Origin of the sequence: Mycobacterium sp. NBC_00419 (assembly GCF_036023875.1) — a bacterium.
In the GTDB taxonomy this organism is placed as follows: Bacteria; Actinomycetota; Actinomycetes; order Mycobacteriales; family Mycobacteriaceae; genus Mycobacterium.
The window spans coordinates 2,223,814-2,247,862 of record NZ_CP107931.1 but is presented as its reverse complement, the minus strand read 5'-3'; the positions used below and the strand labels follow the sequence as shown (position 1 = coordinate 2,247,862).

The 24,049-nt window shown below is 65.8% G+C and carries 29 protein-coding genes; 13 read left to right on the top strand and 16 right to left on the bottom strand.

The genetic code is table 11. The annotated features are described in order from the left end of the window. Positions 1 to 40 precede the first annotated feature (40 nt). From ipdE1 to fadA6, 4 genes are read left to right on the top strand one after another with little or no spacing between them, the layout of a single operon-like run. A complete protein-coding gene (gene ipdE1 / locus OG976_RS10665; protein ID WP_328361622.1) occupies positions 41 to 1,189 on the top strand; it encodes an acyl-CoA dehydrogenase IpdE1 in 1,149 nt (382 codons plus the stop codon). Between the two features lie 8 nt (positions 1,190 to 1,197). Beyond that, entirely contained in the window at positions 1,198 to 1,980 is a 783-nt protein-coding gene (gene ipdF / locus OG976_RS10660; RefSeq protein WP_442930519.1) for a (5R,7aS)-5-hydroxy-7a-methyl-1-oxo-2,3,5,6,7,7a-hexahydro-1H-indene-carboxyl-CoA reductase, read from the top strand. Continuing rightward, positions 1,977 to 2,567, top strand: coding sequence for a TetR family transcriptional regulator KstR2 (gene kstR2, locus OG976_RS10655; protein WP_328361616.1), 591 nt, complete (start codon positions 1,977 to 1,979; stop codon positions 2,565 to 2,567). Before ipdF ends, kstR2 begins: the two co-directional genes overlap by 4 nt. Before the next feature lie 10 nt (positions 2,568 to 2,577). After that, positions 2,578 to 3,735, top strand: coding sequence for a steroid 3-ketoacyl-CoA thiolase FadA6 (fadA6, locus tag OG976_RS10650; RefSeq protein WP_328361613.1), 1,158 nt, complete (start codon positions 2,578 to 2,580; stop codon positions 3,733 to 3,735). Positions 3,736 to 3,848: 113 nt separating this feature from the next. Here fadA6 and OG976_RS10645 read toward each other — a convergent pair whose 3' ends face one another. The 7 genes from OG976_RS10645 to echA20 are packed head-to-tail and all read right to left on the bottom strand — an operon-like array spanning position 3,849 to position 9,193. Continuing rightward, positions 3,849 to 4,589, bottom strand: coding sequence for a hypothetical protein (locus tag OG976_RS10645; RefSeq protein WP_328361610.1), 741 nt, complete (start codon positions 4,587 to 4,589; stop codon positions 3,849 to 3,851). Next, positions 4,589 to 5,233, bottom strand: coding sequence for a SatD family protein (locus tag OG976_RS10640; protein WP_328361607.1), 645 nt, complete (start codon positions 5,231 to 5,233; stop codon positions 4,589 to 4,591). The genes OG976_RS10645 and OG976_RS10640 overlap by 1 nt, the downstream gene beginning before the upstream one ends. Before the next feature lie 46 nt (positions 5,234 to 5,279). Next, on the bottom strand, positions 5,280 to 5,690 hold the full coding sequence (locus tag OG976_RS10635; RefSeq protein ID WP_328361604.1) for a nitroreductase/quinone reductase family protein: 411 nt from the start codon (positions 5,688 to 5,690) through the stop codon (positions 5,280 to 5,282). A gap of 41 nt (positions 5,691 to 5,731) precedes the next feature. Continuing rightward, positions 5,732 to 6,790, bottom strand: a complete 1,059-nt coding sequence (gene ipdC / locus OG976_RS10630) for a (3aS,4S,5R,7aS)-5-hydroxy-7a-methyl-1-oxo-octahydro-1H-indene-4-carboxyl-CoA dehydrogenase (protein ID WP_328361601.1) — start codon at positions 6,788 to 6,790, stop codon at positions 5,732 to 5,734. After that, a complete protein-coding gene (gene ipdB / locus OG976_RS10625) occupies positions 6,787 to 7,536 on the bottom strand; it encodes a cholesterol ring-cleaving hydrolase subunit IpdB (protein ID WP_328361598.1) in 750 nt (249 codons plus the stop codon). Before ipdB ends, ipdC begins: the two co-directional genes overlap by 4 nt. Continuing rightward, positions 7,533 to 8,414, bottom strand: coding sequence for a cholesterol ring-cleaving hydrolase subunit IpdA (gene ipdA, locus OG976_RS10620; RefSeq protein WP_328361595.1), 882 nt, complete (start codon positions 8,412 to 8,414; stop codon positions 7,533 to 7,535). The genes ipdB and ipdA overlap by 4 nt, the downstream gene beginning before the upstream one ends. 14 nt (positions 8,415 to 8,428) lie before the next feature. Next, positions 8,429 to 9,193: a (7aS)-7a-methyl-1,5-dioxo-2,3,5,6,7,7a-hexahydro-1H-indene-carboxyl-CoA hydrolase gene (echA20, locus tag OG976_RS10615; protein WP_328361594.1), complete on the bottom strand. Its 765-nt coding sequence runs from the start codon at positions 9,191 to 9,193 to the stop codon at positions 8,429 to 8,431. Positions 9,194 to 9,226: 33 nt separating this feature from the next. Here echA20 and OG976_RS10610 point away from each other — a divergent pair, with 33 nt between their 5' ends. Continuing rightward, positions 9,227 to 10,045, top strand: a complete 819-nt coding sequence (locus tag OG976_RS10610) for an SDR family oxidoreductase (protein ID WP_328363389.1) — start codon at positions 9,227 to 9,229, stop codon at positions 10,043 to 10,045. A gap of 12 nt (positions 10,046 to 10,057) precedes the next feature. Continuing rightward, positions 10,058 to 10,963, top strand: coding sequence for an SDR family oxidoreductase (locus OG976_RS10605; RefSeq protein WP_328361592.1), 906 nt, complete (start codon positions 10,058 to 10,060; stop codon positions 10,961 to 10,963). Here the strand turns inward: OG976_RS10605 and OG976_RS10600 are convergent. From OG976_RS10600 to OG976_RS10585, 4 genes are all read right to left on the bottom strand, one after another. After that, positions 10,960 to 11,355 (bottom strand): nitroreductase family deazaflavin-dependent oxidoreductase, encoded by a 396-nt coding sequence (locus OG976_RS10600; RefSeq protein ID WP_328363387.1) that lies wholly within the window; start codon positions 11,353 to 11,355, stop codon positions 10,960 to 10,962. The two genes, OG976_RS10605 and OG976_RS10600, sit on opposite strands and share 4 nt — an antisense overlap. Before the next feature lie 88 nt (positions 11,356 to 11,443). Then, entirely contained in the window at positions 11,444 to 11,899 is a 456-nt protein-coding gene (locus OG976_RS10595) for a nitroreductase family deazaflavin-dependent oxidoreductase (RefSeq protein WP_328361589.1), read from the bottom strand. 15 nt (positions 11,900 to 11,914) lie between these two features. After that, positions 11,915 to 12,295, bottom strand: a complete 381-nt coding sequence (locus OG976_RS10590) for a hypothetical protein (protein WP_328361586.1) — start codon at positions 12,293 to 12,295, stop codon at positions 11,915 to 11,917. 43 nt (positions 12,296 to 12,338) lie between these two features. Next, positions 12,339 to 13,502 carry a steroid 3-ketoacyl-CoA thiolase gene (locus OG976_RS10585; RefSeq protein ID WP_328361583.1) on the bottom strand — a complete coding sequence of 388 codons (1,164 nt, stop codon included), beginning with the start codon at positions 13,500 to 13,502 and terminating at the stop codon, positions 12,339 to 12,341. A 121-nt stretch (positions 13,503 to 13,623) separates the two neighbouring features. On the opposite strand from OG976_RS10585, the gene OG976_RS10580 reads away from it, so the two are divergent. The 7 genes from OG976_RS10580 (at position 13,624) to OG976_RS10550 (ending at position 20,604) form a co-directional block, all read left to right on the top strand. After that, on the top strand, positions 13,624 to 14,868 hold the full coding sequence (locus OG976_RS10580; protein ID WP_328361580.1) for a cytochrome P450: 1,245 nt from the start codon (positions 13,624 to 13,626) through the stop codon (positions 14,866 to 14,868). 43 nt (positions 14,869 to 14,911) lie between these two features. Beyond that, entirely contained in the window at positions 14,912 to 15,931 is a 1,020-nt protein-coding gene (locus OG976_RS10575) for an acyl-CoA dehydrogenase family protein (protein ID WP_328361577.1), read from the top strand. After that, the gene (gene fadE29, locus OG976_RS10570; RefSeq protein ID WP_328361574.1) at positions 15,916 to 17,079 is read left to right on the top strand and encodes an acyl-CoA dehydrogenase FadE29; all 1,164 of its coding nucleotides are present in this window, start codon (positions 15,916 to 15,918) and stop codon (positions 17,077 to 17,079) included. The genes OG976_RS10575 and fadE29 overlap by 16 nt, the downstream gene beginning before the upstream one ends. Continuing rightward, positions 17,076 to 18,038 carry a bifunctional MaoC family dehydratase N-terminal/OB-fold nucleic acid binding domain-containing protein gene (locus OG976_RS10565; protein WP_328361571.1) on the top strand — a complete coding sequence of 321 codons (963 nt, stop codon included), beginning with the start codon at positions 17,076 to 17,078 and terminating at the stop codon, positions 18,036 to 18,038. Before fadE29 ends, OG976_RS10565 begins: the two co-directional genes overlap by 4 nt. Further along, entirely contained in the window at positions 18,035 to 18,472 is a 438-nt protein-coding gene (locus OG976_RS10560) for a MaoC family dehydratase (RefSeq protein ID WP_328361568.1), read from the top strand. The genes OG976_RS10565 and OG976_RS10560 overlap by 4 nt, the downstream gene beginning before the upstream one ends. Continuing rightward, entirely contained in the window at positions 18,472 to 19,641 is a 1,170-nt protein-coding gene (locus tag OG976_RS10555) for a lipid-transfer protein (RefSeq protein WP_328361566.1), read from the top strand. The genes OG976_RS10560 and OG976_RS10555 overlap by 1 nt, the downstream gene beginning before the upstream one ends. A 201-nt stretch (positions 19,642 to 19,842) precedes the next feature. Then, positions 19,843 to 20,604, top strand: coding sequence for a 2-keto-4-pentenoate hydratase (locus OG976_RS10550; protein WP_328361563.1), 762 nt, complete (start codon positions 19,843 to 19,845; stop codon positions 20,602 to 20,604). Positions 20,605 to 20,665: 61 nt separating this feature from the next. On the opposite strand, the gene OG976_RS10545 is transcribed toward OG976_RS10550, so the two are convergent. From OG976_RS10545 to OG976_RS10525, 5 genes are read right to left on the bottom strand one after another with little or no spacing between them, the layout of a single operon-like run. Next, complete coding sequence (locus OG976_RS10545) at positions 20,666 to 22,018, bottom strand: lipase family protein (RefSeq protein ID WP_442930451.1); 1,353 nt, start codon at positions 22,016 to 22,018, stop codon at positions 20,666 to 20,668. A gap of 31 nt (positions 22,019 to 22,049) precedes the next feature. Next, entirely contained in the window at positions 22,050 to 23,096 is a 1,047-nt protein-coding gene (locus OG976_RS10540) for a toluene hydroxylase (protein ID WP_328361560.1), read from the bottom strand. Continuing rightward, entirely contained in the window at positions 23,093 to 23,401 is a 309-nt protein-coding gene (locus OG976_RS10535; protein WP_328361557.1) for an MmoB/DmpM family protein, read from the bottom strand. Before OG976_RS10535 ends, OG976_RS10540 begins: the two co-directional genes overlap by 4 nt. Beyond that, positions 23,398 to 23,793, bottom strand: a complete 396-nt coding sequence (locus OG976_RS10530) for a Rieske 2Fe-2S domain-containing protein (protein ID WP_328361554.1) — start codon at positions 23,791 to 23,793, stop codon at positions 23,398 to 23,400. Before OG976_RS10530 ends, OG976_RS10535 begins: the two co-directional genes overlap by 4 nt. Continuing rightward, entirely contained in the window at positions 23,790 to 24,047 is a 258-nt protein-coding gene (locus tag OG976_RS10525) for a toluene-4-monooxygenase system B family protein (protein ID WP_328361551.1), read from the bottom strand. The genes OG976_RS10530 and OG976_RS10525 overlap by 4 nt, the downstream gene beginning before the upstream one ends. Positions 24,048 to 24,049: the final 2 nt, after the last annotated feature.

Here is a 24,049-nt window from a genome sequence, read left to right as displayed (position 1 = left end):
GGGCTAACAAAGCAAGTGCTTGGTAGGTTAGCCTACAGGGGTGATAACGGTCGAGGAGTTCCGGGCCGAGGTCCGCGGGTGGCTGGCCGACAACCTGGTCGGCGAATACGCCGCACTCAAGGGTCTCGGTGGCCCCGGGCGCGAGCACGAAGCCTTCGAAGAGCGACTGGCCTGGAACCGCCATCTGGCGGCTGCCGGCCTGACCTGTCTGGGCTGGCCCGTCGAGCACGGCGGCCGCGGTCTGTCGGTGGCGCACCGCGTCGCCTTCTACGAGGAGTACGCCAAGGCCGACGCCCCGGACAAGGTGAACCACCTGGGTGAGGAACTGCTCGGGCCCACCCTGATCGCCTTCGGCACGCCCGAGCAGCAGCAGCGGTTCCTGCCGCACATCCTCGATGTCACCGAACTGTGGTCACAGGGCTACTCCGAGCCCGGCGCGGGTAGCGACCTGGCCAATGTCGCGACGTCGGCGGTGCTCGACGGCGATCACTGGGTCATCAACGGCCAGAAGGTGTGGACGTCGCTGGCGCACTGGGCGCAATGGTGTTTCGTGGTGGCCCGCACCGAGAAGGGCTCCAAGCGGCACGCCGGTCTGTCCTTCCTGCTGGTGCCGCTCGATCAGCCCGGCGTGGAGATCCGCCCGATCATCCAGCTCACCGGCGACTCGGAGTTCAACGAGGTGTTCTTCACCGATGCCCGCGCCGACGCCGGCCTGGTGGTCGGCGAGCCGGGCGACGGCTGGCGGGTGGCCATGGGGGTGCTGACGTTCGAGCGCGGTGTCTCGACGCTGGGCCAGCAGATCCGTTATGCGCGTGAGCTTTCCGGTGTCGTCGAGTTGGCCAAGGCCAACGGAGCGATCGACGATCCGCTGATCCGGGAGCGGCTCACCCGGGCCTGGGCGGGTCTGCAGACAATGCGGTCCTACGCGTTGGCGACCATGGATGTGGAGCAACCGGGCCAGGACAACGTGTCCAAGCTGCTCTGGGCCAACTGGCACCGCGACCTCGGCGAACTCGCCATGGACATCCAGGGCAAATCCGGGCTGCTCAAGCACGACGACGAGTTCGACGAGTGGCAGCGGCTGTTCCTGTTCTCCCGCGCCGATACCATTTACGGCGGCTCCAACGAGATCCAGCGCAACATCATCGCCGAGCGGGTGCTCGGCCTACCCCGGGAGGCGAAGGGCTAGTGGGCTCATTGGCGGATGTACCGCAGGAGGTCGCCGGCCACGGTCTGCTGACCGGCAAGGTGGTCGTGGTCACCGCGGCGGCCGGCACCGGAATCGGTTCGGCGACGGCGCGGCGCGCGCTGGCCGAGGGCGCCGACGTCGTCATCTCCGATCACCACGAACGCCGCCTCGGTGAAACCCGCGACCAGCTCGCTGAACTCGGCCTCGGCCGGGTGGAGAGCGTCGTGTGCGACGTCACGTCGACCGCCCAGGTGGATGCCCTGATCGCCTCGACCACCGCCCGGCTGGGGCGACTCGACGTGCTGGTCAACAACGCCGGCCTCGGTGGCGAGACCCCGGTGGTCGACATGACCGACGAAGAGTGGGACCGGGTTCTCAACGTCACCCTGACCTCGGTGATGCGGGCGACGCGGGCGGCATTGCGGTACTTCCGCGAGGCCGGGCACGGCGGCGCGATCGTCAACAACGCCAGCGTGCTGGGCTGGCGCGCGCAGCACTCGCAGTCGCACTACGCGGCGGCCAAGGCCGGTGTGATGGCCTTGACCCGTTGCAGCGCAATCGAAGCCGTCGAATTCGGAGTACGGATCAACGCGGTGTCCCCGAGCATCGCCCGGCACAAGTTCCTCGAGAAGGTCAGCTCGACCGACCTACTGGATCGGCTGTCGGAGGGCGAGGCGTTCGGTCGGGCGGCCGAGCCGTGGGAGATCGCCTCGACGATCGCCTTCCTGGCCAGTGACTACTCCAGTTACCTCACCGGCGAAGTGATTTCGGTATCGAGCCAGCACCCATGACAGAACAGCCGGTCAGCCGTCGCGACGAGCTTCTCGATCTCGCCGCGACGATGTTCGCCGAACGCGGGTTGCGCGCAACCACCGTGCGCGACATCGCTGATTCGGCGGGCATCCTGTCCGGCAGCCTCTATCACCACTTCAAGAGCAAAGAGCAGATGGTCGAGGAGGTATTGCGCGACTTCCTGGACTGGCTGTTCGGCCGCTACCAGGAAATCGTCGAGTCCGAACCCAATCCGCTGGAACGGCTCAAGGGGCTGTTCATGACATCGTTCGAAGCCATCGAGGACCGGCACGCCCAGGTGGTCATCTACCAGGACGAGGCCAAGCGGCTCTCCTCGCTGCCGCAGTTCGGCTTCGTCGACACCCGCAACAAAGAGCAGCGCAAGATGTGGCTTGATCTGCTCAACGAGGGCATCGAGCAGGGCTGCTTCCGGCCTGATATCGACGTCGACGTGGTCTACCGCTTCATCCGGGATACCACCTGGGTTTCCGTGCGCTGGTATCAGCCCGGCGGACCGCTGACAGCTGAAGAGGTTGGCCGCCAATACCTTTCCATCGTCCTCGGCGGAATAGCCGCCCCAAAGTAAGGAGATCGACATGGCTCCCGCCTCACAGGCCTACGTCATCGACGCCGTGCGCACCGCGGTGGGCAAGCGCAACGGATCGCTGGCCGGCATGCACCCGATCGACCTGGGTGCCGCCGCCTGGCAGGGGCTGCTGGGCCGCCAGGATGTCGACCCGGACGCCGTCGATGACGTGATCGCCGGGTGTGTCGACGCGATCGGTGGGCAGGCAGGCAACATCGGACGGCTGTCGTGGTTGGCCGCCGGGTATTCCGAAGCCGTGCCCGGAGTGACCGTGGATCGTCAGTGCGGGTCGAGCCAGCAGGCGATTTCGTTCGGGGCGCAGGCCATCATGGCCGGCACCGCGGACCTCATCGTGGCCGGTGGCGTGCAGAACATGAGCCAGATCCCGATCTCCTCGGCGATGATCGTCGGCGAGCAGTTCGGCTTCACCTCGCCCACGAACGAGTCGAAGGCGTGGCTGAAACGCTATGGCGACCAGGAGGTTTCACAGTTTCGTGGCGCGGAGATGATCGCCGAACGGTGGGGGATCACCCGCGAGGAGATGGAACGGTTCGCACTGGCCAGCAATGAGCGCGCGTTCGCCGCGATCCGTGGCGGGCACTTCGACAACGAGATCCTGCCGATCGACGGCTTCGCCGTCGACGAGTGCCCGCGCGAGACCACCCTGGAGAAGATGGCCGGCCTCAAGACGCTGGTGGAAGGCGGTCGGCTGACCGCCGCCATGGCGAGCCAGATCTGCGACGGCGCAAGCGCGGTGCTGCTGGCTTCCGAGCAGGCGGTCAAGGATCACAATCTGACTCCGCGGGCCCGCATCCACCACATCAGCGCCCGCGGCGACGATCCCGTGATCATGCTGACCGGCCCGATTCCGGCCACCAAGTACGCACTGGACAAAGCGGGTCTGACAATCGACGACATCGACGTCGTGGAGATCAACGAGGCGTTCGCGTCAGTCGTGCTCGCCTGGCTCAAGGAGACGAAGGCCGACCCGGCGAGGGTCAACCCGAACGGCGGCGGGATCGCGCTCGGCCACCCGTTGGGCGCCACCGGGGCCAAACTGTTCACCACGCTGCTCAACGAGCTTGAGCGCACCGGCGGCCGCTACGGCCTGCAGACGATGTGTGAGGGTGGCGGTACCGCCAACGTCACCATCATCGAAAGGCTCTGAGCGGCTTCGATTCTCGTCGAGTGTGCGGTTTCATCCGCGACGCGCCGTCGCGGGCGTATGAGATCGCACATTCGGCGAGCAGTCAGTGGTCGTGCAGGACGTGAGACAGCGGACTACTGGGCGAGTGCGAGGCCGCCGAGCGCGACGATCCAGCTGGCGAAGCTGCCGACCAGGAAGTACTCGGTGACGTCGTCGATGCCGATGCCACCGTTCTCCCGGACCTTCTGGGCATTGATCTCGGGGAATCGGATGATGCTCTTGGCTGCCACCACCGCGGTCGCCGCGGCGAGCTGACCGGCGAGGCTGAGTCCGACGATGAGCAGCCGCTCCATCGGGCCAAGGAGCCGGCCGCCCTTGAGGCGATCGGACGCCTGCGGCTGGCCGGCCGGTTTGACCGAGCCGACCGACCCGAGCAGCAGCCGCACCAATTGGTTTCCGGTCACCAGTTGCAGCAGCACCACACCGATCACCATGACGAGACGGCCGGGATCCACGCTGTGCAGTCCGGGCAGCACAGCCCAGTTGACCCAGGCCGCCACCGGACCGCCCACCGGGGAGCCCAGCCCGGACAGCAGGATCAGAACCAGGACAGCCACCCCGAGCAACACAAGCGGCCAGATCTGCCAGCGGCCACCGACGCGCTCGGCGCGGGTACAGGCCAGTTCCCAGGCCGCCGCCGCGGCGGCGGCGATCCCGACCAGGACGAGGTCGCCGAGGTGCCACAACCCGCACAGCGCAGCGGCTCCCGTCGCGATCAGGGGGCCGGCCAGTACCGCGAGCCAGGCCCGTGACGACAGCCGCCGCACGATGTCGGCGCATCCCACGGCGATCAGGAAGATGGCGACACCGGTCATCAGATGGCCCGCAGTTGCCCGCTGGCCAGGACCAGTAGATCGAGTCCGTCGCGTGCCGCCCGCTGGGACACCGCCGAGGCGCTGATGCCTTCCATTACCGCCAGATCCTTCTTCGTCTTGTGCTCGAGGAGCCCCTGCAACAGCCGCAGGGATCGTGCATCCATCGATCCAAGCAGGTGGTCCCGACACAACAGGGCGGCGTTGACGGCATCCGGATCGGGGCCGTCGGTGTCGGCGCGGCGGTAGGCGGTGCGGACGTGGGCCAGGCCGGGTTGTTGTTGGGCGCCGGCGATCCACTCGATGGACTCTCTCGCCGACCACCAGCCGGCCCCGTCCTGGATGCCGGTGCCCGGGTCGAGGATGGTGACTTCGCCCCAGCCGATGCCGAAGCGGACGTCGACGTCGGGCACCAGTGCCAACCGCACCCACAACGCGGCGTCGATCGCCGCACCGACAGTGGGGTAGCTGCCCTGGAATTCGTCACCGACCGTGAACGCGGGCGGGTCGATGGCGGTCGAGGCGACATCGTCGAGAGCGCGGGTCACCCGGCGGTGCAGGCGCGCGCGGTCAGGCGTCTGCCGGGAGCCGACGACATCGCCGATCATCGTCGCCCGTGATGAAGATATTGACTTCATACCAGACATATGAAGATTATAGCTTCATTTGTTAGTAATGCAGTCTAGCGCTTAACTATGTGATCCGGACCTGCAGGAAGTGCTCGATGCCGGTCCGCTCGAAGGTCCGCCGCCGGTCGCGGGGCAACAGGGGCAGCGCTTCGGTAGCGTCGATGATCGTCGGCGCGACGACCTCGTAGGTTTCACCCCGGCTGGAGATGCGGGCTCGGCCTGCGGACAGGACATTGCGCAGCCAGTCCACCTGGGTGCCGTAGGGCAGCGGGACGATGAAGCGGTCACCGACCCGGTCCGCGACGACCGGCGTCGCATAGTGCTTTCCGGACCGGCGCCCGGTGTGCCGGATCACCGAGGCGTACCAGTACTTCGTTCCGGCCAGGCGCAGCATGGCCGGATTCAGCAGATATTTGTTGGACAGCCGGATCAGATCGCGGAACTGCCGCGGCCAACTGTCTGGTGCCAGTGCCATCGCTTCCCCCCGGAATCAGGCTTACTAGCCCAGGGTACGCATCATTCGACGAGCGCGGCGGCTGCCTGCAGGTGCTTGATGGCGTCGCCGACGATGGTCTCGACCAGCTCTGCGCATGACGGCAGATCCTCGATGATGCCGGCCACCTGACCCGAGGCCAGCACACCGGCGTTGGTGTTGCCCTCGACCAGACCGGCCTTGAGCAGCATCGGGGTGTTGGCCGCCATCAGAACCTGCGACCAGGTGAGGTCCTTGCCGTGCCGCATCGCCAGGCCGTCGCGGATCATCGATGCCCAGCTCATCTGCGACATCTTCTTGAATTTCGCGGCATTGCCGACAGCCGCCGTGAATCCCCTGAGGCGGGAGCCGCTTTCCAGCTTCTCGACCAGACCGGTGCGCAGAACCCGGTGCGGCATGCCATCCACCCGGGTGGACACCACGGTGCCGTCGAGCGCGGCTTGCAGATAACGCTGCTTGATCTCGTCGGGCACCGTGGAATCAGACGTCAGCAGGAACCGGGTGCCCATCGCAACGCCGGCCGCACCGTAGGACAGTGCGGCGGCAAGACCGCGGCCGTCGAAGAATCCACCGGCTGCGATGACGGGGATGTCGACCGCGTCGAGAACCGAGGGCAACAGCAGCGTGGTGGCCACCGGGCCGGTGTGTCCGCCGCCCTCGCCGCCCTGAACGATCACCGCATCGGCACCCCAGCCGGCCACCTTGCGGGCATGCTTGGCCGCACCCACCGACGGAACCACAACGGAGCCTGCCTCTTTGAGGCGTGCGATCAGCTCCTGCTTGGGGGCCAGCGCGAACGAGGCCACCTTGACTCCCTCGCGGATCATCAGATCCACGCGGTCACCGGCATCGGCTGCATCGGCGCGGATGTTCACCCCGAACGGCTTGTCGGTGGCGGACTTCACCTTGGCGATCGCGGTGGCGAGCTCGTCGATGGTCATCGTCGCCGAGGCCAGGATGCCAAGGCCGCCGGCGTTGGAGGTGGCCGAGACCAGCCTGGCACCGGCGACCCAGCCCATGCCGGTCTGGACCACCGGGTGCTCGATGCCGACCAGTTCGGTCAGCGGCGTACGCAGCCTCATGCTTTTACTTCCTTGTCGCGCAGCCCTTTCGGGTCGATTCGCTCGCGGATGAGCGTCTGCTCCTCACCGCTGGGCAGTCGGGTCCGGTCGGCGTCGTCGAGCCCATGGACCTCGAAGGCGGTGTTCTCCCGGACCTCGTCGGGCTCGACACCGGGATGCAGCGACAACGCCCGCATGGTGCGGTCGGGTCCGCCGAAGTCGAACACGCCGAGGTTGGTGACCACGCGGTAGACGTTGACGAAGCGGTACGCCGGATTGTCCGGATCGACCTTGTCCCAGCCGATTCCGGAGACGATGTCGACGGCGTCGCAGAACACCCGCTTGGAGTGGTTGCCCACCCAGTAGCTGGTGGCGTGGTTGATGGTGTTGCCGGGTGCGCCGCGGACCCCGAACATCTGCCGGGTGGGGTGTTGCAGCGGGCCGAAGGCCGACAGGTTCTGATTGCCGTGACGGTCGATCTGGTTGGCGCCCATCACGACATGGCGCCGTCCCCAGGCCAGCGTCTCGAAGACGCGGCCGAAGGGCATCCAGCCCTCGATCGTTCCCTGGGCCCCGATCGCCGGTGTGTCGGCGAGTAATCGGGCCTCGCCGTCGGTGAGCAGGATGTCGGGCGCGAAGGTCAAACGCGCGAGACGGGCGCCGATGGAGACGACGTTCGTCATGGGGCTGACCATGATCTCGCCGGCATCGCGGAACAGTTCGGCACAGGCGATGACGCACACCTCGGCACGGCTGACCTGGATCATTTGGCCTCCTGCTCTGAGAAGCGACGCACTGCGGCTTGGTAGTCGGCTTCACTGCCCGACAGGTAGGTGTCGACGAACTCCTGCCACGTGGCATCCTCGGCGGCCGCCGCGGCGTAGTGGCGCTGGAACTTCTCGTCGCGCGGGTAGTCCGGCTCGGCGGTGGTGAAGTGCGCCCCGTTGGGCGCTTCGACCACCTGGTCGACCATCATGCGATTGACCAACAGTGCCTGTGACGGAACGGATTTCACCAGCTCCTCGGTGGATACCACCTTTTCGACCGACAGGTAGCGGCGATCGGCGGCCATCAGGAACAGGTCGTCGAAGTACGGGTCGATACCGGTGTAGGCGGCATTACCGTGCTTGTCACCGAGATTCAGGTGCGCGAAGGCGGCGTCCAGGCGCAGGGCCGGCATCGCGACGAGCTCCTCGTGGTGATCCCCGCTCGGGTAGGGCGAGCGGACGGTCTTGAGCTCACCATCCCAGAAGTCGATGACCGAACTGCCCAGTCCGGCGCGGATCGGCAGGAACGGCAACCGTTGCGCGGCGGCCTGCAAACCGCACCGCAGCATGCCCTCGTCCATCTCGCGGGCGATGATGGCTCCGGTCGTGCGGGCCTTGGAGAACCACGGGTCGTAGAACGGCGGGGAGTCCAGCGAGACGAAGCCGTAGTAGACCTTGCTGACCTTGCCCGCTGAGCACAGCAGCCCGAGGTCGGGCCCACCGTAGGTGACCACCGTCAGGTCGGTGACGTCGGTGCGCAGCAGTGCGCGCACGAAGGCCATCGGCTTACGTCGCGATCCCCAGCCGGCGATGCCGATGGTCATGCCGCTCTCGATGCCGGCGACTGCCTCGTCGAGTGTCGTTCGCTTGTCTCTCATCTTCGCCCCGTCGGTCATTTCGCCGCCTTCTCGCCCTTCGCGGTGCCCGCAAAGGCGTCGCGGTGCTCGTCGGCGACCCCGGAGAGGTTCAACTCGAATGTGAAGCCCTGCTCCATGCGGTAACTGGAGTTGACGCGCTGGACGTCGATGAGGTTCAGCGCTTCCTTGGCGGCGCGGATCACCCGGGTGTCTTTGTTGGCGATATTGCGGGCCACCCGCAGTGCCGCCTCGTCGAGGTCGGCTCGGGGCACCACCTCGTGCACCGACCCGAAGTGGTGCAGCGTCTCGGCGTCGACCGTTGCCGCGGTGTAGAACAGCCGCCGCATCATGTGCTGAGGCACCAACCGGGACAGGTGGGTGGCCGCACCGAGTGCGCCGCGTTCGACCTCGGGCAGCCCGAACTTCGCATCGTCGGAGGCGACGATCACGTCGGCGTTGCCGACCAGGCCGATGCCGCCGCCGACGCAGAAGCCGTTGACCGCGGCAACCACCGGCACCTCGCACTCGTAGACCGCCTTGAACGCGGCAAAGCAGCCCCGGTTGGCGTCGATGAGGGCGGTGAAACCCTCGGTATTCTGCATCTCCTTGATGTCCACGCCGGCGTTGAAGCCGCGGCCCTCGGCCCGCAGGATGACCACGTGGGTCGTCATATCGCGCCCGGCGGCGGTGATGGTGTCGGCGAGTTCGAACCAGCCGCGGGAGGGCAGTGCGTTGACTGGCGGGTGGTCCACCGTGACAGCGACGATGCCGGGTTCGACGGTGCGTGACGTGATGGTCATCTTCAGTTCCTGGGCCACTTCCTGACGGGGCGAATACCTAAGCAAGCACTTGCTTGGTACGCTAGCACAGTGATTGAGGCGGCTGACACTCCCGGGACGCTGGACCTGGGCCTACGAGGTCGTGTAGTCCTCGTGACCGGTGGTGTTCGAGGAGTCGGCGCGGGAATCAGTGCGGTGTTCGCCGAGCAGGGCGCCACCGTCATCACCTGCGCCCGGCGCCCCGTCGAGGGACTGCCCTACGAATTTCACAGCTGCGACGTCCGCGACCCGGAAGCCGTCGCCGCCCTGATCGACGCGATCGTCGACAAGCACGGCCGCCTGGACGTGGTGGTCAACAACGCCGGTGGCTCACCGTACGCGCTGGCCGCCGAGGCTTCGCCGAAGTTCCACCAGAAGATTATCGAGCTGAATTTGCTTGGCATGCTTCATGTCTCACAGGCCGCGAACGCGGTGATGCAGAATCAGCCGCAAGGCGGCTCCATCGTGTCGATCTCGTCGGTGAGCGCGGGTCGCCCATCGCCCGGCACCGCCGCCTACAGTGCGGCCAAAGCGGGAGTCGAGAGCCTGACCACCACACTGGCGGTGGAATGGGCGCCCAAGGTCCGGGTCAATGCCCTCATCGTCGGCATGGTCGAAACCGAACAGGTCGAACTGTTCTACGGCGACGCCGAGTCGCAAGCGGCCGTCGCGGCCACCGTGCCGCTGGGCCGGCTGGCCAAGCCAGCCGATATCGGTTGGGCTGCGGCATTTCTGGCATCTGACGCAGCCTCATACATCAGTGGGGCGAAGATGGCGGTGCACGGTGGCGGAGAGCCGCCTGCGTATCTGTCCGCATCGAGTGCAAACAAGTAAGGAGACAAGTCAATGGGTTTGCTCGACGGCCGGGTGGTCATCGTCACGGGTGCCGGTGGCGGCATTGGGCGTGCGCACGCACTAGCGTTCGCCGCCGAAGGTGCACGTGTGGTGGTCAACGACATCGGTGTCGGGCTCGACGGATCTCCCGCCGGCGGTGGTAGCGCGGCGCAGTCGGTGGTCGACGAAATCACCGCAGCCGGTGGGGAAGCCGTCGCCAACGGATCCAACGTCGCCGACTGGGGTCAGGCCGCCGAACTCATCCAGACTGCCGTGGACTCCTTCGGCGGGCTCGACGTCCTGGTGAACAATGCCGGCATCGTGCGCGACCGGATGTTCGTCAACACCTCCGAAGAGGAGTTCGACGCCGTCATCGCCGTCCACCTCAAGGGCCACTTCGCCACCATGAAACATGCCGGCGCGTACTGGCGGGCCAAGTCCAAGGCGGGCGAGGCCGTCGATGCCCGCATCATCAACACCAGCTCGGGCGCAGGACTTCAGGGCAGCGTCGGGCAGGCCAACTACAGCGCAGCCAAGGCGGGTATCGCCGCGCTGACCCTGGTGGCCTCGGCCGAGATGAGCCGCATCGGTGTGACCGTCAACGCGATCGCTCCGTCGGCGCGTACCCGGATGACCGAGACCGTCTTCGCCGACATGATGTCAACGCAGGGTAAGGATTTCGACGCGATGGCACCGGAGAACGTCTCGCCGCTGGTGGTGTGGCTTGGCAGTGTCGAGTCGCGCGACGTCACCGGCCGGGTATTCGAGGTCGAGGGCGGCATCGTGCGGGTTGCCGAGGGTTGGGCGCGCGGCGCGGAGATCGACAAGGGCGAGCGGTGGGATCCCGCCGAGTTGGGGCCCGTCGTCACCGATCTGCTGGCCAAGTCCCGCGAACCGATGCCGGTGTTCGGCGCCTAGGTTCCGGCTACCGGCTCGCACACCACCAAGGGGATGCGCCGATCGGCGGCATCCTGATATCCCTTGTAGGGCGGGTAGATTCGCGTCAGCTTGCGCCAGTACAGCCGTCGCTCGTCGTCGGTCGCGTCACGTGCGGTCATCTCCATCACGTGTTCGCGAATCTGAACGCGTACCTGCGGGTCGGCCGCCAGATTCAGGTACCACGCCGGATGACTGTCACGTCCGCCGTAGGACGCAGGCAGCACGATGCGCTGACCGTCGCGCAGATACAACGTCGGGGTGGTTCTCGGTTGGCCCGTCCGGCGACCCGTGGTGGTGACCAGCGCGGCGGGAAACCACAGCAGCTTGGCGCCGAGGCGGCCACCGGTGCGGCGATACAGCCAGATGTGCATGCGGGCGAACCGCTTGAGCGCAACTCTCAGGAGGCCGGAATTGCGGACGGGGTGGGCTGTTTCGGACACAGCCCATGAATAGCCCGCTTTACGGGTCGCAAATCACAATGGGGATGACGCGGTCGGTCCACGACTTGTAGTCCTCGAAACCGGTGTAGAACGCCGTCATCTTGGGCCAGTACTCGGCGCGCTCGGCCTCGGTGGCATCGCGCGCGGTCAGCTCGAGGACCTCGTCCTTGATCTGGACCTTCACCTTCGGGTTCGCCTTGAGGTTGAGATACCACAACGGGTGCTTGTCGCTGCCGCCCTGGGAAGCGACCAGCACAATCCGATTGCCTTCGCGCAGGAACAGCAGCGGCGCGACCCGCGGCTCACCGCTCTTGCGTCCGATCGTCGTCAGCAGCGCCACCGGCGCGCCCTCGAGGAAACTGCCGCCGAGCTTGCCCTTGCTGGCCTTGTAGACCGCGGTCTGTGCTTTTGACATCCACTTGATGATGAACTTCGTCGTCGGTGTGTCGAGGCCCTTGGGGCGCGGTTTGGGCAAGACAAGCTCCTCGGGCTAGCGCTTGATGAACGGGCGGATGTGGGCCCGGATGTGATGGATCTTGCCATCGACGACGGGGATCAGGAACGTCTCGTCGACGTGGGCGCACACCTTCGCACCGCCCAGCGACGGTTTGGTGATGACGTCGAATCGGGCCCGGATCTCGTCGCCGTCCACGCTGAACTCCGGTGCCGTCGTCGCGGAGATGATGCGGTATTGCGGGCCGCGATTGAGGCTGCGGCGCAAGTGATCTCCGGAGAAGCCGGTCTTGAGGCCGACCTCGATGCGGGTGCAGCCCGGCGCGAACGGCACCTGGTCAGCCTGGTGACTGGCCAGTGCGCTGATGTAGGCCTGGGCCGCCGCGATCCGGGCGTCGTCCGACACAGGTTGGGTCACCGCCCGGTTTTCCCCAGGTCGCTGCGCTCCTGCCCGCCGGTCACTAGATCCGCTCGATGATGGTGCCGGTCGACAGCGCACCGCCGGCGCACATCGTGATGAGCGCGGTGCTCTGGTCGGTGCGCTCGAGTTCATGCAGCGCGGTGGTGATCAACCGGCTACCGGTGCTGCCGACCGGGTGGCCCAACGCGATGGCGCCGCCGTTGACGTTCACCTTGTCCATGTCGGCGCCGTGGACCTGAGCCCAGGACAGGACCACCGACGCGAACGCCTCGTTGATCTCCACCAGGTCGATGTCGCCCAGCTTCATGCCCGCCTTCTCCAGCACGCGGGCAGTGGACTGCACCGGGCCGTCGAGGTGGTAGTAGGTCTCGGAGCCGACAAGAGCCTGGCTGACGATGCGGGCCCGCGGCTTCAAACCGAGTGCCTTGGCTTTGTCTTCGTCCATCCACAGCACCGCGGCGGCGCCGTCGGAGATCTGCGACGAGGTGCCTGCGGTGTGCATGGCGCCTTCCATCACCGGCTTGAGGCCGGCGAGCCCCTCCATGGTGGTCTCCCGCAGACCTTGGTCGCGGCTGACCAGATGCCGCTCAGAGGTGGGTTGCTTGTTCTCGTCGAGAACGGGTGCCTCGATCGGGGAGATCTCGCGGTCGAAGCGGCCCTCGTCCCAGGCGCGCTTGGCTTTTTGCTGGGAGATGAAGCCAAGATGGTCGAGGTCTTCGCGGGTGATGCCGCGGCGCTTGGCGATGCGCTCAGCGGCGGTGAACTGGTCGGGCATGTCGATGTCCCACGAGGCGGCGCGGATCTTGGAGCGGTCCGGGCCGGCGTTGGCGCCCAGGCCGACGCGGCTCATCGCCTCGATCCCGCAGGCGATACCGACATCGATGGCCCCGACTGAGATCAGGCCGGCGATGAGGTGGTTGGCCTGCTGGGCGCTGCCGCACTGGCAGTCCACCGTCGTCGCGCCGATCTGCTCGGGCAGGCCGGCCGTCAGCCAGGCCACCCGGGTGATGTTGTTGGACTGCTCGCCGTACTGGGTGACGCAACCACCGATGGCCTGCTCGACCTCGTTCGGGTCGATACCGGCTTTCTCCACTACAGCTCGCTGGACCGCGCCCAGCAGTTCGGTGGCGTGCAGACCGGACAACCAGCCGCCCCGCTTTCCGATCGGGCTGCGGGTGGCTTCGACGATGACAGGATTACCCATGCGGTCAGGCTAGAACACGTTTCATTACTCTGACAAGCGAGGATGCCTTAGTGCCTTTTGTCTGCGGTGGAGCCGTGTTTTACTGGCACTAGAACACGTTATAGTCGAGGAGCGCATGAACATGCCAAGCCCCAACCTGCCGCACGGATTCGACTTCCTGGATCCGGACCGCAACGTCCGAAAATTGCCGGTCGAGGAGCTCGCTGAGCTCCGCGAGGTAGCGCCGATCTGGTGGTGCGAGCAGCCTATCGGCAAGGGCGGATTCAACGACGGCGGTTATTGGGTCGTCACCAAGCACAAGGACGTCAAAGAGGTCTCGCGTCGCAACGACGTCTTCTCCAGCTGGGAGAACGGCGCCATCCCGCAGTTCCCCGACGACATGTCGCGCGATGACATCGATCTGCAGCGCTTCGTCATGCTCAACATGGACGGCGAGCACCACGACCGGCTGCGCCGCATCATCTCCAAGGGCTTCACGCCGCGAGCGGTGGGCCGGTTGAAGGATGAGCTCACCGAGCGCGCCCAGGCCATCGCCAAGGCAGCCGCCGCGGAGGGGTCCGGCGACTTCGTCGAGCAGGTGTCGTGCGAGCTTCCGCTGCAGGCGATCGCCGGTCTGCTCGGGGTGCCCCAGGAGGATCGCGAGAAGCTGTTCCGCTGGTCCAACGAGATGACCGGTGGGGAGGATCCGGAGTTCGCTGACGTCGACCCCAAGCAGTCGTCGATGGAGGTGCTGGCCTACTCGATGCACATGGCGGCGGTCAAGACCGCGAACCCCGGCGACGACATCGTCACCGCACTGGTCAACGCCGACATCGACGGCGAGAAGCTCTCCGAGGACGAGTTCGGCTTCTTCGTGATGATGCTGGCCGTCGCCGGCAACGAGACCACCCGCAACTCGATCACCCACGGAATGATCGCCTTCGCCAACAATCCCGATCAGTGGGAGTTGTACAAGAAGGACCGTCCCGAAACCGCTGCGGACGAGATCGTCCGGTGGGCGACCCCGGTCACGGCGTTCCAGCGCACCGCGCTCGAGGACGTCGAGCTCGGTGGCGTGCCGATCAAGAAGGGCCAGCGAGTGGCGATCTTCTATCGCTCGGCCAACTTCGACGAAGAAGTGTTCGACGATCCGCACTCCTTCAACATCCTGCGCGACCCCAACCCGCACGTCGGCTTCGGCGGCACCGGGGTGCACTACTGCATCGGGGCGAACCTGGCCAGGATGACCATCAACCTCATGTTCAATGCGATCGCTGACCACATGCCCGATCTCACGTCGGTGGGCACACCCGAGCGGCTACGTTCGGGGTGGCTCAACGGAATCAAGCACTGGCAGGTCGACTACGCCGGCACGTCGGCGAACTAAACCTGACGCTTCCGTCTCAACCACAACACCAAGGAGGATTCGGGTGGATTTCACTCCGGACCCGGAACAGCAGGCTGTCGCCGATGTGGTGACCTCGGTCCTGGATCGCGACAACAGTTGGGACGCCTTGGTTTCGGGCGGTGTCACGGCACTGGGCGTTCCCGAGCGGCTCGGGGGAGACGGTGTCGGACTGTCCGAGATCACGACGGCGCTGACCGAGATCGGTCGGCACGGGACAATCTCGCCCGCGTTGGCGACGTTAGGTCTCGGCCTGATTCCGTTGCTCGATCTCGCCTCGGAGGCCCAGCAGGACCGCTTCCTCGCTGGTGTCGCCAAGGGCGCGATCCTCTCGGCCGCACTCAACGAGCCGGGCGCGTCGCTGCCCGATCGCCCGGCGACCACGGTGGCCGGCGGAAAGCTCAACGGCACCAAGGTCGCGGTGCCCTACGCGGAGCAGGCTGACTGGCTGATCGTCACGGCGGACACCGCGGTAGTGGTGGTCTCGCCCAATGCCGAGGGCGTGCAGTTGACCAAGACGCCCGCCTCCACCGGCGGTGACGAATATGCCGTCACCTTCACAGACGTCGCCGTCGAGCCCGACGATGTGCTCGACGGCGCGACCTCGCACCGGGTCAATCAGCTGGCATCGGCGGCTATCGGTGCATTCGCTGCGGGACTGGTGGCTGGTGCGCTGACCCTGACGGCGGGCTACGTGGCCAGCCGGGAGCAGTTCGGCAGGCCGCTGTCCACCTTCCAGACCGTGGCCGCACAGCTGGCCGAGGTCTACATCGCTTCGCGCACACTGGCGTTGGCGGCGAACTCGGTGATCTGGCGTCTCGCCGAAGGGCGGGACGCCGATGACGACATCGACGTGCTCGGCTACTGGCTGACGGCCCAGGCGCCGCCGGCGATGCAGACCTGTCATCACCTGCATGGCGGCATGGGTATGGACATCACCTACCCGATGCACCGCTACTACTCCACGATCAAGGACCTCACCCGGTTGCTGGGTGGCCCCTCTTATCGACTCGACCTGGTGGGAGCGCAATGTTCATCGAACTGACCCCCGAGCAGCGGCACTTACAAGCCGAAATGCGGCAGTACTTTGCCAATCTCATCTCGCCCGAGGAACGCGCCGAGATGGAGATCGATCGACACGGCAAGGCCTACCGGGCGATCATCAAGCGGATGGGCTCCGACGGCAAGCTCGGTGTGGGTTGGCCAAAAGAGTTCGGTGGCCATGGCTTCGGACCGATCGAGCAGTCGATCTTCGTCAACGAGGCCGCGCGCGCCGACGTGCCGCTGCCCGCGGTGACGTTGCAGACGGTCGGCCCCACGCTGCAGGTGTACGGCACCGAGGTGCAGAAGAAGAAGTTCCTGCCCGCGATCCTGGCTGGTGAAGTCCACTTCGCGATCGGGTACTCCGAGCCAGAGGCCGGGACCGACCTCGCCTCGTTGCGCACCTCCGCGGTGCGCCACGGTGACGAGTACATCATCAACGGTCAGAAGATCTGGACCACCGGCGGCCACGACGCCGACTATGTGTGGCTGGCCTGCCGCACCGATCCGGATGCGGTGAAGCACAAGGGGATCTCGATCCTCATCGTGGACACCACCGATCCGGGTTACTCGTGGACGCCGATCATCCTGTCCGACGGTGCGCATCACACGAACGCGACGTACTACAACGACGTTCGGGTTCCCGCCGACATGCTGGTCGGCGAGGAGAACGCCGGCTGGCGGCTCATCACCACCCAGCTCAATCACGAGCGGGTGATGCTCGGACCGGCGGGCAAGATCGCCGGGCTTTACGACCGAGTGCACGAATGGGCGTCGAAGCCGGGCGGCAACGGTGTGACCCCGCTCGACCACGACGACGTGCGTCGCCTGCTCGGCGAGATCAAGGCAATCTGGCGGATCAACGAGCTGCTCAACTGGCAGGTCGCGGCCTCCGGCGAGGTCATCGACATCGCCGATGCCGCTGCCACCAAAGTCTTTTCGACCGAGCGCATTCAGCGGATCGGCCGGCTGGCCGAGGAGATCGTCGGCAAGTACGGCAACCCGGGCGAGCCGCAGACCGCCGAACTGCTGGACTGGCTGGACTCGCAGACCAAGCGCAACCTCGTCATCACCTTCGGCGGTGGTGTCAACGAGGTCATGCGCGAACAGGTTGCAGCGTCGGGCCTGAAGGTGCCGAGGGTGCCCAGGTGAGTATCGACGACATCCGGACAGCCGCGGAGAAGGTCAAGTCCGAGGGAAAGAGCAAGCCGCGCACCGGTCGCCATCCGGTCAACCAGCCGATGGTCGACCACTGGCTGGATGCGCTCGGCGACCAGAACCCGATCTACGTGGACGAGGCCGCAGCCAAGGATGCCGGCCATCCCGGCAAGGTTGCGCCGCCGGCCATGATCCAGGTGTGGACGATGATGGGGCTCGGCGGTGTCCGACCTGACGACGACCCGCTGGGCAAGATCATCACCTTGTTCGACGAGGCCGGCTACATCGGCGTGGTCGCGACGAACTGCGAGCAGACCTACCACCGTTACCTGCGCGAGGGCGAGGACGTCAGTGTCAGTGCCGAGCTGACTGACGTCATCGGACCCAAGCTGACAGCGCTGGGTGAAGGGTTCTTCATCACACAGAAGATCACCTGGTCGGTCGGCGACGAGGATGTCGCCGAAATGATGTGGCGCATCATGAAATTCAAGCCTGCCGATCAATCGCAGGCGGCGCCATCTTCGGTTCCGGACGATCTGGACCCGGCATTCATGATGCGGCCGGCGCCGTCGAGAGACACCCAGTTCTTCTGGGACGGCGTCAACGCCCACGAGTTGCGGCTGCAGAAGCGGCCGGACGGGACGCTGCAGCACCCACCGGTACCCGCACTGTGGCAGGACAAACAACTGCCGACCGAGTACGTGGTCGCCAGCGGCAAGGGCACGGTGTTCAGCTTCGTCGTGCACCATGCGCCGAAGGTGCCCGGCCGTACGCTGCCGTTCGTGATCGCGCTCGTCGAACTCGACGAAGGCGTACGGATGCTCGGCGAGCTGCGTGGCGTCGACCCGGCGGCCGTGGAGATCGGAATGCCGGTTCAGGCAACCTATATCGACTTTCCTGATGGTGAAGACGGGCCGGCCTGGACCCTGTACGCATGGGAGCCGCAAGCATGAGTGCACCGACTGTCGAGGTGGGCACCAAGCTGCCTGAACTCGCCCTCTATGGCGATCCGACGTTCATCGTCTCGACCGCCATCGCGACGCGCGACTACCAGGACGTGCACCACGACCGGGACAAGGCGCAGGCCAAGGGGTCCAAGGACATCTTCGTCAACATCCTCACCGACACCGGTCTGGTGCAGCGCTACGTCACCGACTGGGCGGGGCCCAACGCGGTCATCAAGACGATCGGGCTGCGCCTGGGAGTGCCGTGGTACGCCTACGACACGGTGACCTTCAGAGGTGAGGTGACCGCTGTCGAGGACGGTCTGATCACCGTGAAAGTTGTTGGCAGCAATAGTCTCGGCGACCATGTGATCGCGACGTCGACCCTGACCATCGGTTCTTCGCGCGAGCGCTCATCACAGACCCTCGGAGGAAACGCCTGATGCCCGGTGAGCTCTCGGGAAAAGCAGCCATCGCAGGTATCGGTGCCACGGACTTCTCCAAGGATTCCGGACGCAGCGAGCTCCGCTTGGCAGCCGAGGCGGTAACAGCCGCCCTTGACGACGCGGGTCTGACACCCGCTGACGTCGACGGCATGGTGACGTTCACGATGGACACCAACACCGAGGTGGCCGTAGCGCGGGCTACCGGTATCGGGGATCTGAAGTTCTTCTCCAAGATCCACCATGGTGGCGGCGCGGCGTGTGCAACCGTCCAGCAGGCGGCCATCGCGGTGGCGACCGGTGTCGCGGATTGTGTTGTGGCATATCGCGCTTTCAACGAGCGCTCGGGTATGCGGTTCGGTCAGGTTCAGCTGCGGCTGATCCAGGGTGCGGACTCCACCAGCGTGGACAACTCGTTCTCCTACCCGCACGGGTTGTCGACGCCGGCCGCGCAGGTGGCGATGATCGCCAAGCGCTACATGCACCTCTCCGGTGCCACCAGCCGTGACTTCGGTGCGATTTCGGTGGCCGACCGCAAGCATGCGGCCAACAACCCGAAGGCCTACTTCTACGGCAAGCCGATCACCATCGAGGATCACCAGAATTCGCGGTGGATCGCCGAGCCGCTGCGGCTGCTGGACTGCTGCCAGGAGACCGACGGCGGCGTGGCGATCGTGGTTGTTTCAGCAGAGAGAGCACGCGATCTCAAGCATCGTCCGGCCGTCATCGAAGCTGCCGCGCAGGGCTCGAGCCCGAACCAGTACTCGATGGTGAGCTACTACCGCCCGGAGTTGGACGGCCTGCCGGAGATGGGTCTGGTCGGCAAGCAGCTGTGGTCGCAGTCCGGTCTGAAGCCGACCGATATCCAGACGGCCATCCTCTATGACCACTTCACTCCGTTCACGCTGATCCAGCTGGAGGAGTTGGGGTTCTGCGGCTGGGGTGAGGCCAAGGACTTCATCGCCGACGGCGCGATCGAGATCGGCGGACGGTTGCCGATCAACACCCACGGCGGACAGTTGGGCGAGGCCTACATCCACGGGATGAACGGCATTGCTGAGGGTGTGCGCCAGCTGCGCGGCACTTCGGTGAACCAGGTGCCCGATGTCGAGCATGTGCTCGTCACCGCCGGCACCGGCGTACCGACCTCAGGTCTGATCCTGGGCTGACCTCCAACTGGCCGTACAGGCGGACGCCAGTTCCGCGGGTTGCGCCTTCGATCCGTCCGGTGAGGTGACAACGGCTTGACGGCGGGAGTTGACTCGCCCGTTCCCTCCGATGGAGTGCACTGAGTTGCTGGAACCGACGTACAGTCGGCGAACCTGCGAGGACACTGCAGTATCGTCCACGCAACACGAGGAACTGCAACGATGGACACTGATCAGATCGCCGCCGCTATCCTGTCCGCGCGCGCCCGCCGACAGCCACTCCCACCTATCACCGACAGCTTTTCGATGACAATGCGGCAGGCGTACGAGGTTCAGGCGGCCGTCACAGCCCACCGCATCGCGGCGGGACAGAAGGTCATCGGCTGGAAGCTCGGGTATACCTCCCGCGCTATGCGAGAGCAGATGGGCATCAGCGAGATGAACTTTGGCCCATTGACGGACTCGATGCTGTTGGCCAACAACTCCCAAGTACCTGCAACCACTGTGCAGCCAATGGTTGAACCCGAAATTGCGGTGGTGCTGTCGGATGCTCCGGTACCGCCGTTCACCCCTGATGCGGTTCGTGCGGTAATCAAATCGGCCCACTCCTGTCTGGAGATCGTCGATCCGATATGGGCCGGCCGGCGGTTCAGGATAGAAGACAACACGGCCGACGGATCGTCGGCGGCCTTCTTCGTGCTGGGTGGGGAGATAGCCACCCGCGATCTCCCCGCAGTCGAGGTGAGGCTGGCTCACGACGACAGCTTCGTGGCAGCTGCCACCGGAGAAGCGGCGGATGGCGATCCGAGTGGCGGGATCGCCTGGCTCGCATACCAACTCGCCGCTCTCGGCGAGTCGCTACGTGGTGGAGACATCGTGTTGACCGGCGGTCTCACCAGGGCAGTTCCAATCGACCCTGGGCACCGCGTCAGTGCGGTGTTTCGCCACGACGGGCACACATCAGCGGTGATGGTGCGTCGGTAGTCCTGCTCGCCGTCTGGGTTGGCGGGCGTCTCTCGGCCGGCCCGCCAACCCAGACGACCGGTCAGTTGGAGTCCACGTGTCCGCAGTTCGGTGTGGTCGGTACGCCGTTGAACCGGTCGGCCACCCACTGCATGGAGCGTTCCCCGTCGACGAAGTACGGCAGCAGCGTGTTCACCGAGACCTTGTTGAGGAATGGTGGCTCCTCGTTTGTCCACAGCTGCACGTCGCCACCAAGCGAGCACCATTGGTTGGCTACGTCCACCGAGGCCTGGTACGGGTTGAAGGTGTCGAACCTGTTCGTCGAGATATACACCGGTCCAGTCGGTTTCAGTGATCCCAAATTCTGTGCCAGCAGCAGGCTCTTGACCGGATCGTTGCCGAACAGATCGGCCGGGTTCACGTTGAACCACCCGGTGTTGTCCGGGAAGTAGAAATGCCGGAACCCGAAGTCGGCCACCGACTGCACCAGGCAGATGTAGCTCGACCACTGCACGAAGTGCATACCCCGATCGGTCAGCGTGCCCATCAACAGCTGTGCGGTTTCGGGGTAGGCGTTCACGATGCCGTTGAGCACGTAACCCAGCGCGCCGACCAGCAGGTTGCCGTCGAGGAACGGAGGCATCAATGAGAGATTGGCTACCGGGGTGTTCAGCGCCGCGCCGACGATGTTGAGCTCGGGGGCGTACGCCGCCGCCTGTTCCACTGCAGAACCCGCGGCCTGTCCGCCGGTGAGCCAGCCCCAGAAGGCCACCGGCCCGTGGGGATCCAGAGACGTACCCGGCAACTGCATGGCTGCACGCGCCGCGTCCAGGAGTCCGGTGCCGGCCGAGAGACGGTTCGCGAACTCCGGCCCGCCCGGAATGTGCACCCCCATGCCGACGCCGTCAGCGATGACGACGGCGTACCCGCGGGCGACCATCGTGGCCAGGAAGGTCTCCTCGTAGTTGAACGTCAGGTCGAAGCCTTGGGAGAAGTGGATGCCCTGATCCATCAGCCGCGACGGTGCACACTGCTCGCCGATGCCATACGGACCCGGTGCGTAGGCGATCAGCGGGCGCGGCCCCTTCCCGGGCCAGGGGTTGTCCGGCTCCAGGTACACCCCGGTCGCGACCACCGGCTGCCCCTTGGCGTTGGTGGTGCGATACATGATCCGCGTCCCGGTCGCGACCCAGCTGCCGAGCTGACCCGACGGCTCGTACACCAGGTTCATCGGCTCGGACCTGACCACGTCACCCGGCTTACCCGCGGGCAGCGGGTCCGGTGGCGTGTAGAACGCCAGGTACTTGGTCTCGTCGGCCGACGCCGATGGCTGGGGCACGATGGCCGGCAGCACCAGCGCGACGGCCAGCGCCGCGGTCAGCAGCCGCAGCACCGCCCGTGAGGCGCGTCGCGCGTCGTGGAGCGTTCGGGTCACAGACTTACTCACTTTCTCCCCGGCGTCGGGGTCAGGCCGGTGTCTGGGTGTGGACGGTCAACCCGCACTCATCGACGAAATTCGTGTAGCGGTTCGCCACGTTGTCCGACACCGTCTGCGGGGCCAGTGGGTTGGGTGCACCGCCGAACAGCGGTGCCAGCGCGTCGATCCCGGCCTTGGCCGCGGGCTGCCAGCGGGCCAGCCACCCATCGAGGACATCGTGCAGGGCAGTGTCGCGGTCGACCGAGTAGGCCACCAACGCCTGCGTCCAGTCCTGGCTGCGCCTGCTGTCGAGTTCGAACTCGGTGAGCAGCGACGACAGGAACGCATCTGAGTTGGCCGCTGCCAGACTCGCGAGCTGTTCGTTCACCAGCGCGTCGATCATCGGCTTGACGGTGAGGTTCAGTGCTGTGAACGCCTCGCCCCAGTCGTAGGCGATCAGCATCTCCTCGAGTGCTTTTCGCAGCGGCTGCCAGTGCGGCGCCGATTCCCACGGCCCACGAGCGGTCGCGGTCTCAGCCAGTCCGTCGCCGTGGGAGATCGACAGCACCTTGGTCCAGTAGGCGAGTCGCTGAATGCGGCGCAGCTCGTCGGAGGCCTGGAAGTAGGCGCAGTTGGTGATGAACGACGACGGCGCCACCTGCCCGACGTAGAGCGCGGTCATCTGCAGTACATGCAGCGGGAACCGCAGCGGGACAAGGATGTCCCGCAGTGTGGCGATCCAGCCGGGGCTCAGCTGGCTGGCGACATGCGCCGCCTCTGCCTGGTCGATGAGCCCGTCGACAAACGTCTCCCGGTCCTTCTGAGTGGCGACGTAATCCTTGTAGGTCAGCTTGTGCGGATCCCGGAACTGCTCCCAGTCGTCGACCTGCAACGGCGAACCCTCGCGGTGACGCAGATACCACTTGTTGATCGGGGTTTCCGGATCCATCTCGAATGGGGCGGGGTCGCGCCGAAAGTGGTAGTGGAACTTGGCGGTGACCGCCTCATAGGGGCTCGGCTTGCGCTTGACGTCGCCGAGCAGACTCCAGGTTTTGGTAGCGCGCCGGTTCCTGCCGGTGTTGGTGGCCACGATCATGCCTCTCTATCCAGATGCCAGACGATCTCGTCGTCGCCGACGAGGATTCGGCCGGCGAACCCGGCCAGGTTGATTTCGATGTCGGCCAGCCGGAATGGTCGACCGAGTTCGCGCTCGAGTGACTCACGGGTCAGCCGGCAGTGCCACGGAGTGGTGATCTTGACGTAGCCGACCTGATCGTCGACCTCGACATCGGAATCGGGGTTGTCGTCCTCGATCGCGTTGATCACAGCGTCGCACAACTCGCCGTCGACGCCACGCATGATGGGTCCGACCCGTTTCACGTGTTCATCGGTCGTTGTCATTGGCTCTCCTCGCGAGCGCTGGTGGTGTTGACGGTGTCTCGGTTGTAGTGGCGTCGGCCGTCTTGCGGGACACCGACCTGGATCTTGTCGTCGGCAACGCGCACGGCGTACTGGAACAGCTGGCAACCGGCGGGGTTGACACCCTTGCCGGTCCGCAGATCGAACACCCAGGCATGCCCGCCGCAGGTCAATTCGCTTGTATCGGCGTCCCATTCGCCGTCGAGCAGCGAGATCTCCTGGTGTGGGCACATCCCTTGGAAGGCCCGCAGGTCACCACCGAGCAGATGAGCGACCATCACCTCCTCGCCGCCGACCTCGAAGTCGAGGACCTCGCCCTCCCACACCTCGTCGGCGTCGGCGACGTCGTACCAGCGCAGGTCGGCCTCGCTCACGGGGCACCGTCGAAGTAAAACGCCTCGAGGTAGTCCAGCGGCGCCACCCCGGCGGTTTCCGGGGTGGCATCCGCGGGCAGAACGCGCCCGTGGTGACGTACTCGTAATGACTTGTCCTGCTTGGCGACACGTCGATTCACCGAGTGGTAGGCGATCTTCTCGGCCACCACGGCCATGGTGTCTTCACTGTCGATAGGCACCAGGTTGATGACGAAGTCACCCAGCACCTGGCCCTGTACTGGCATCAATGCCATTT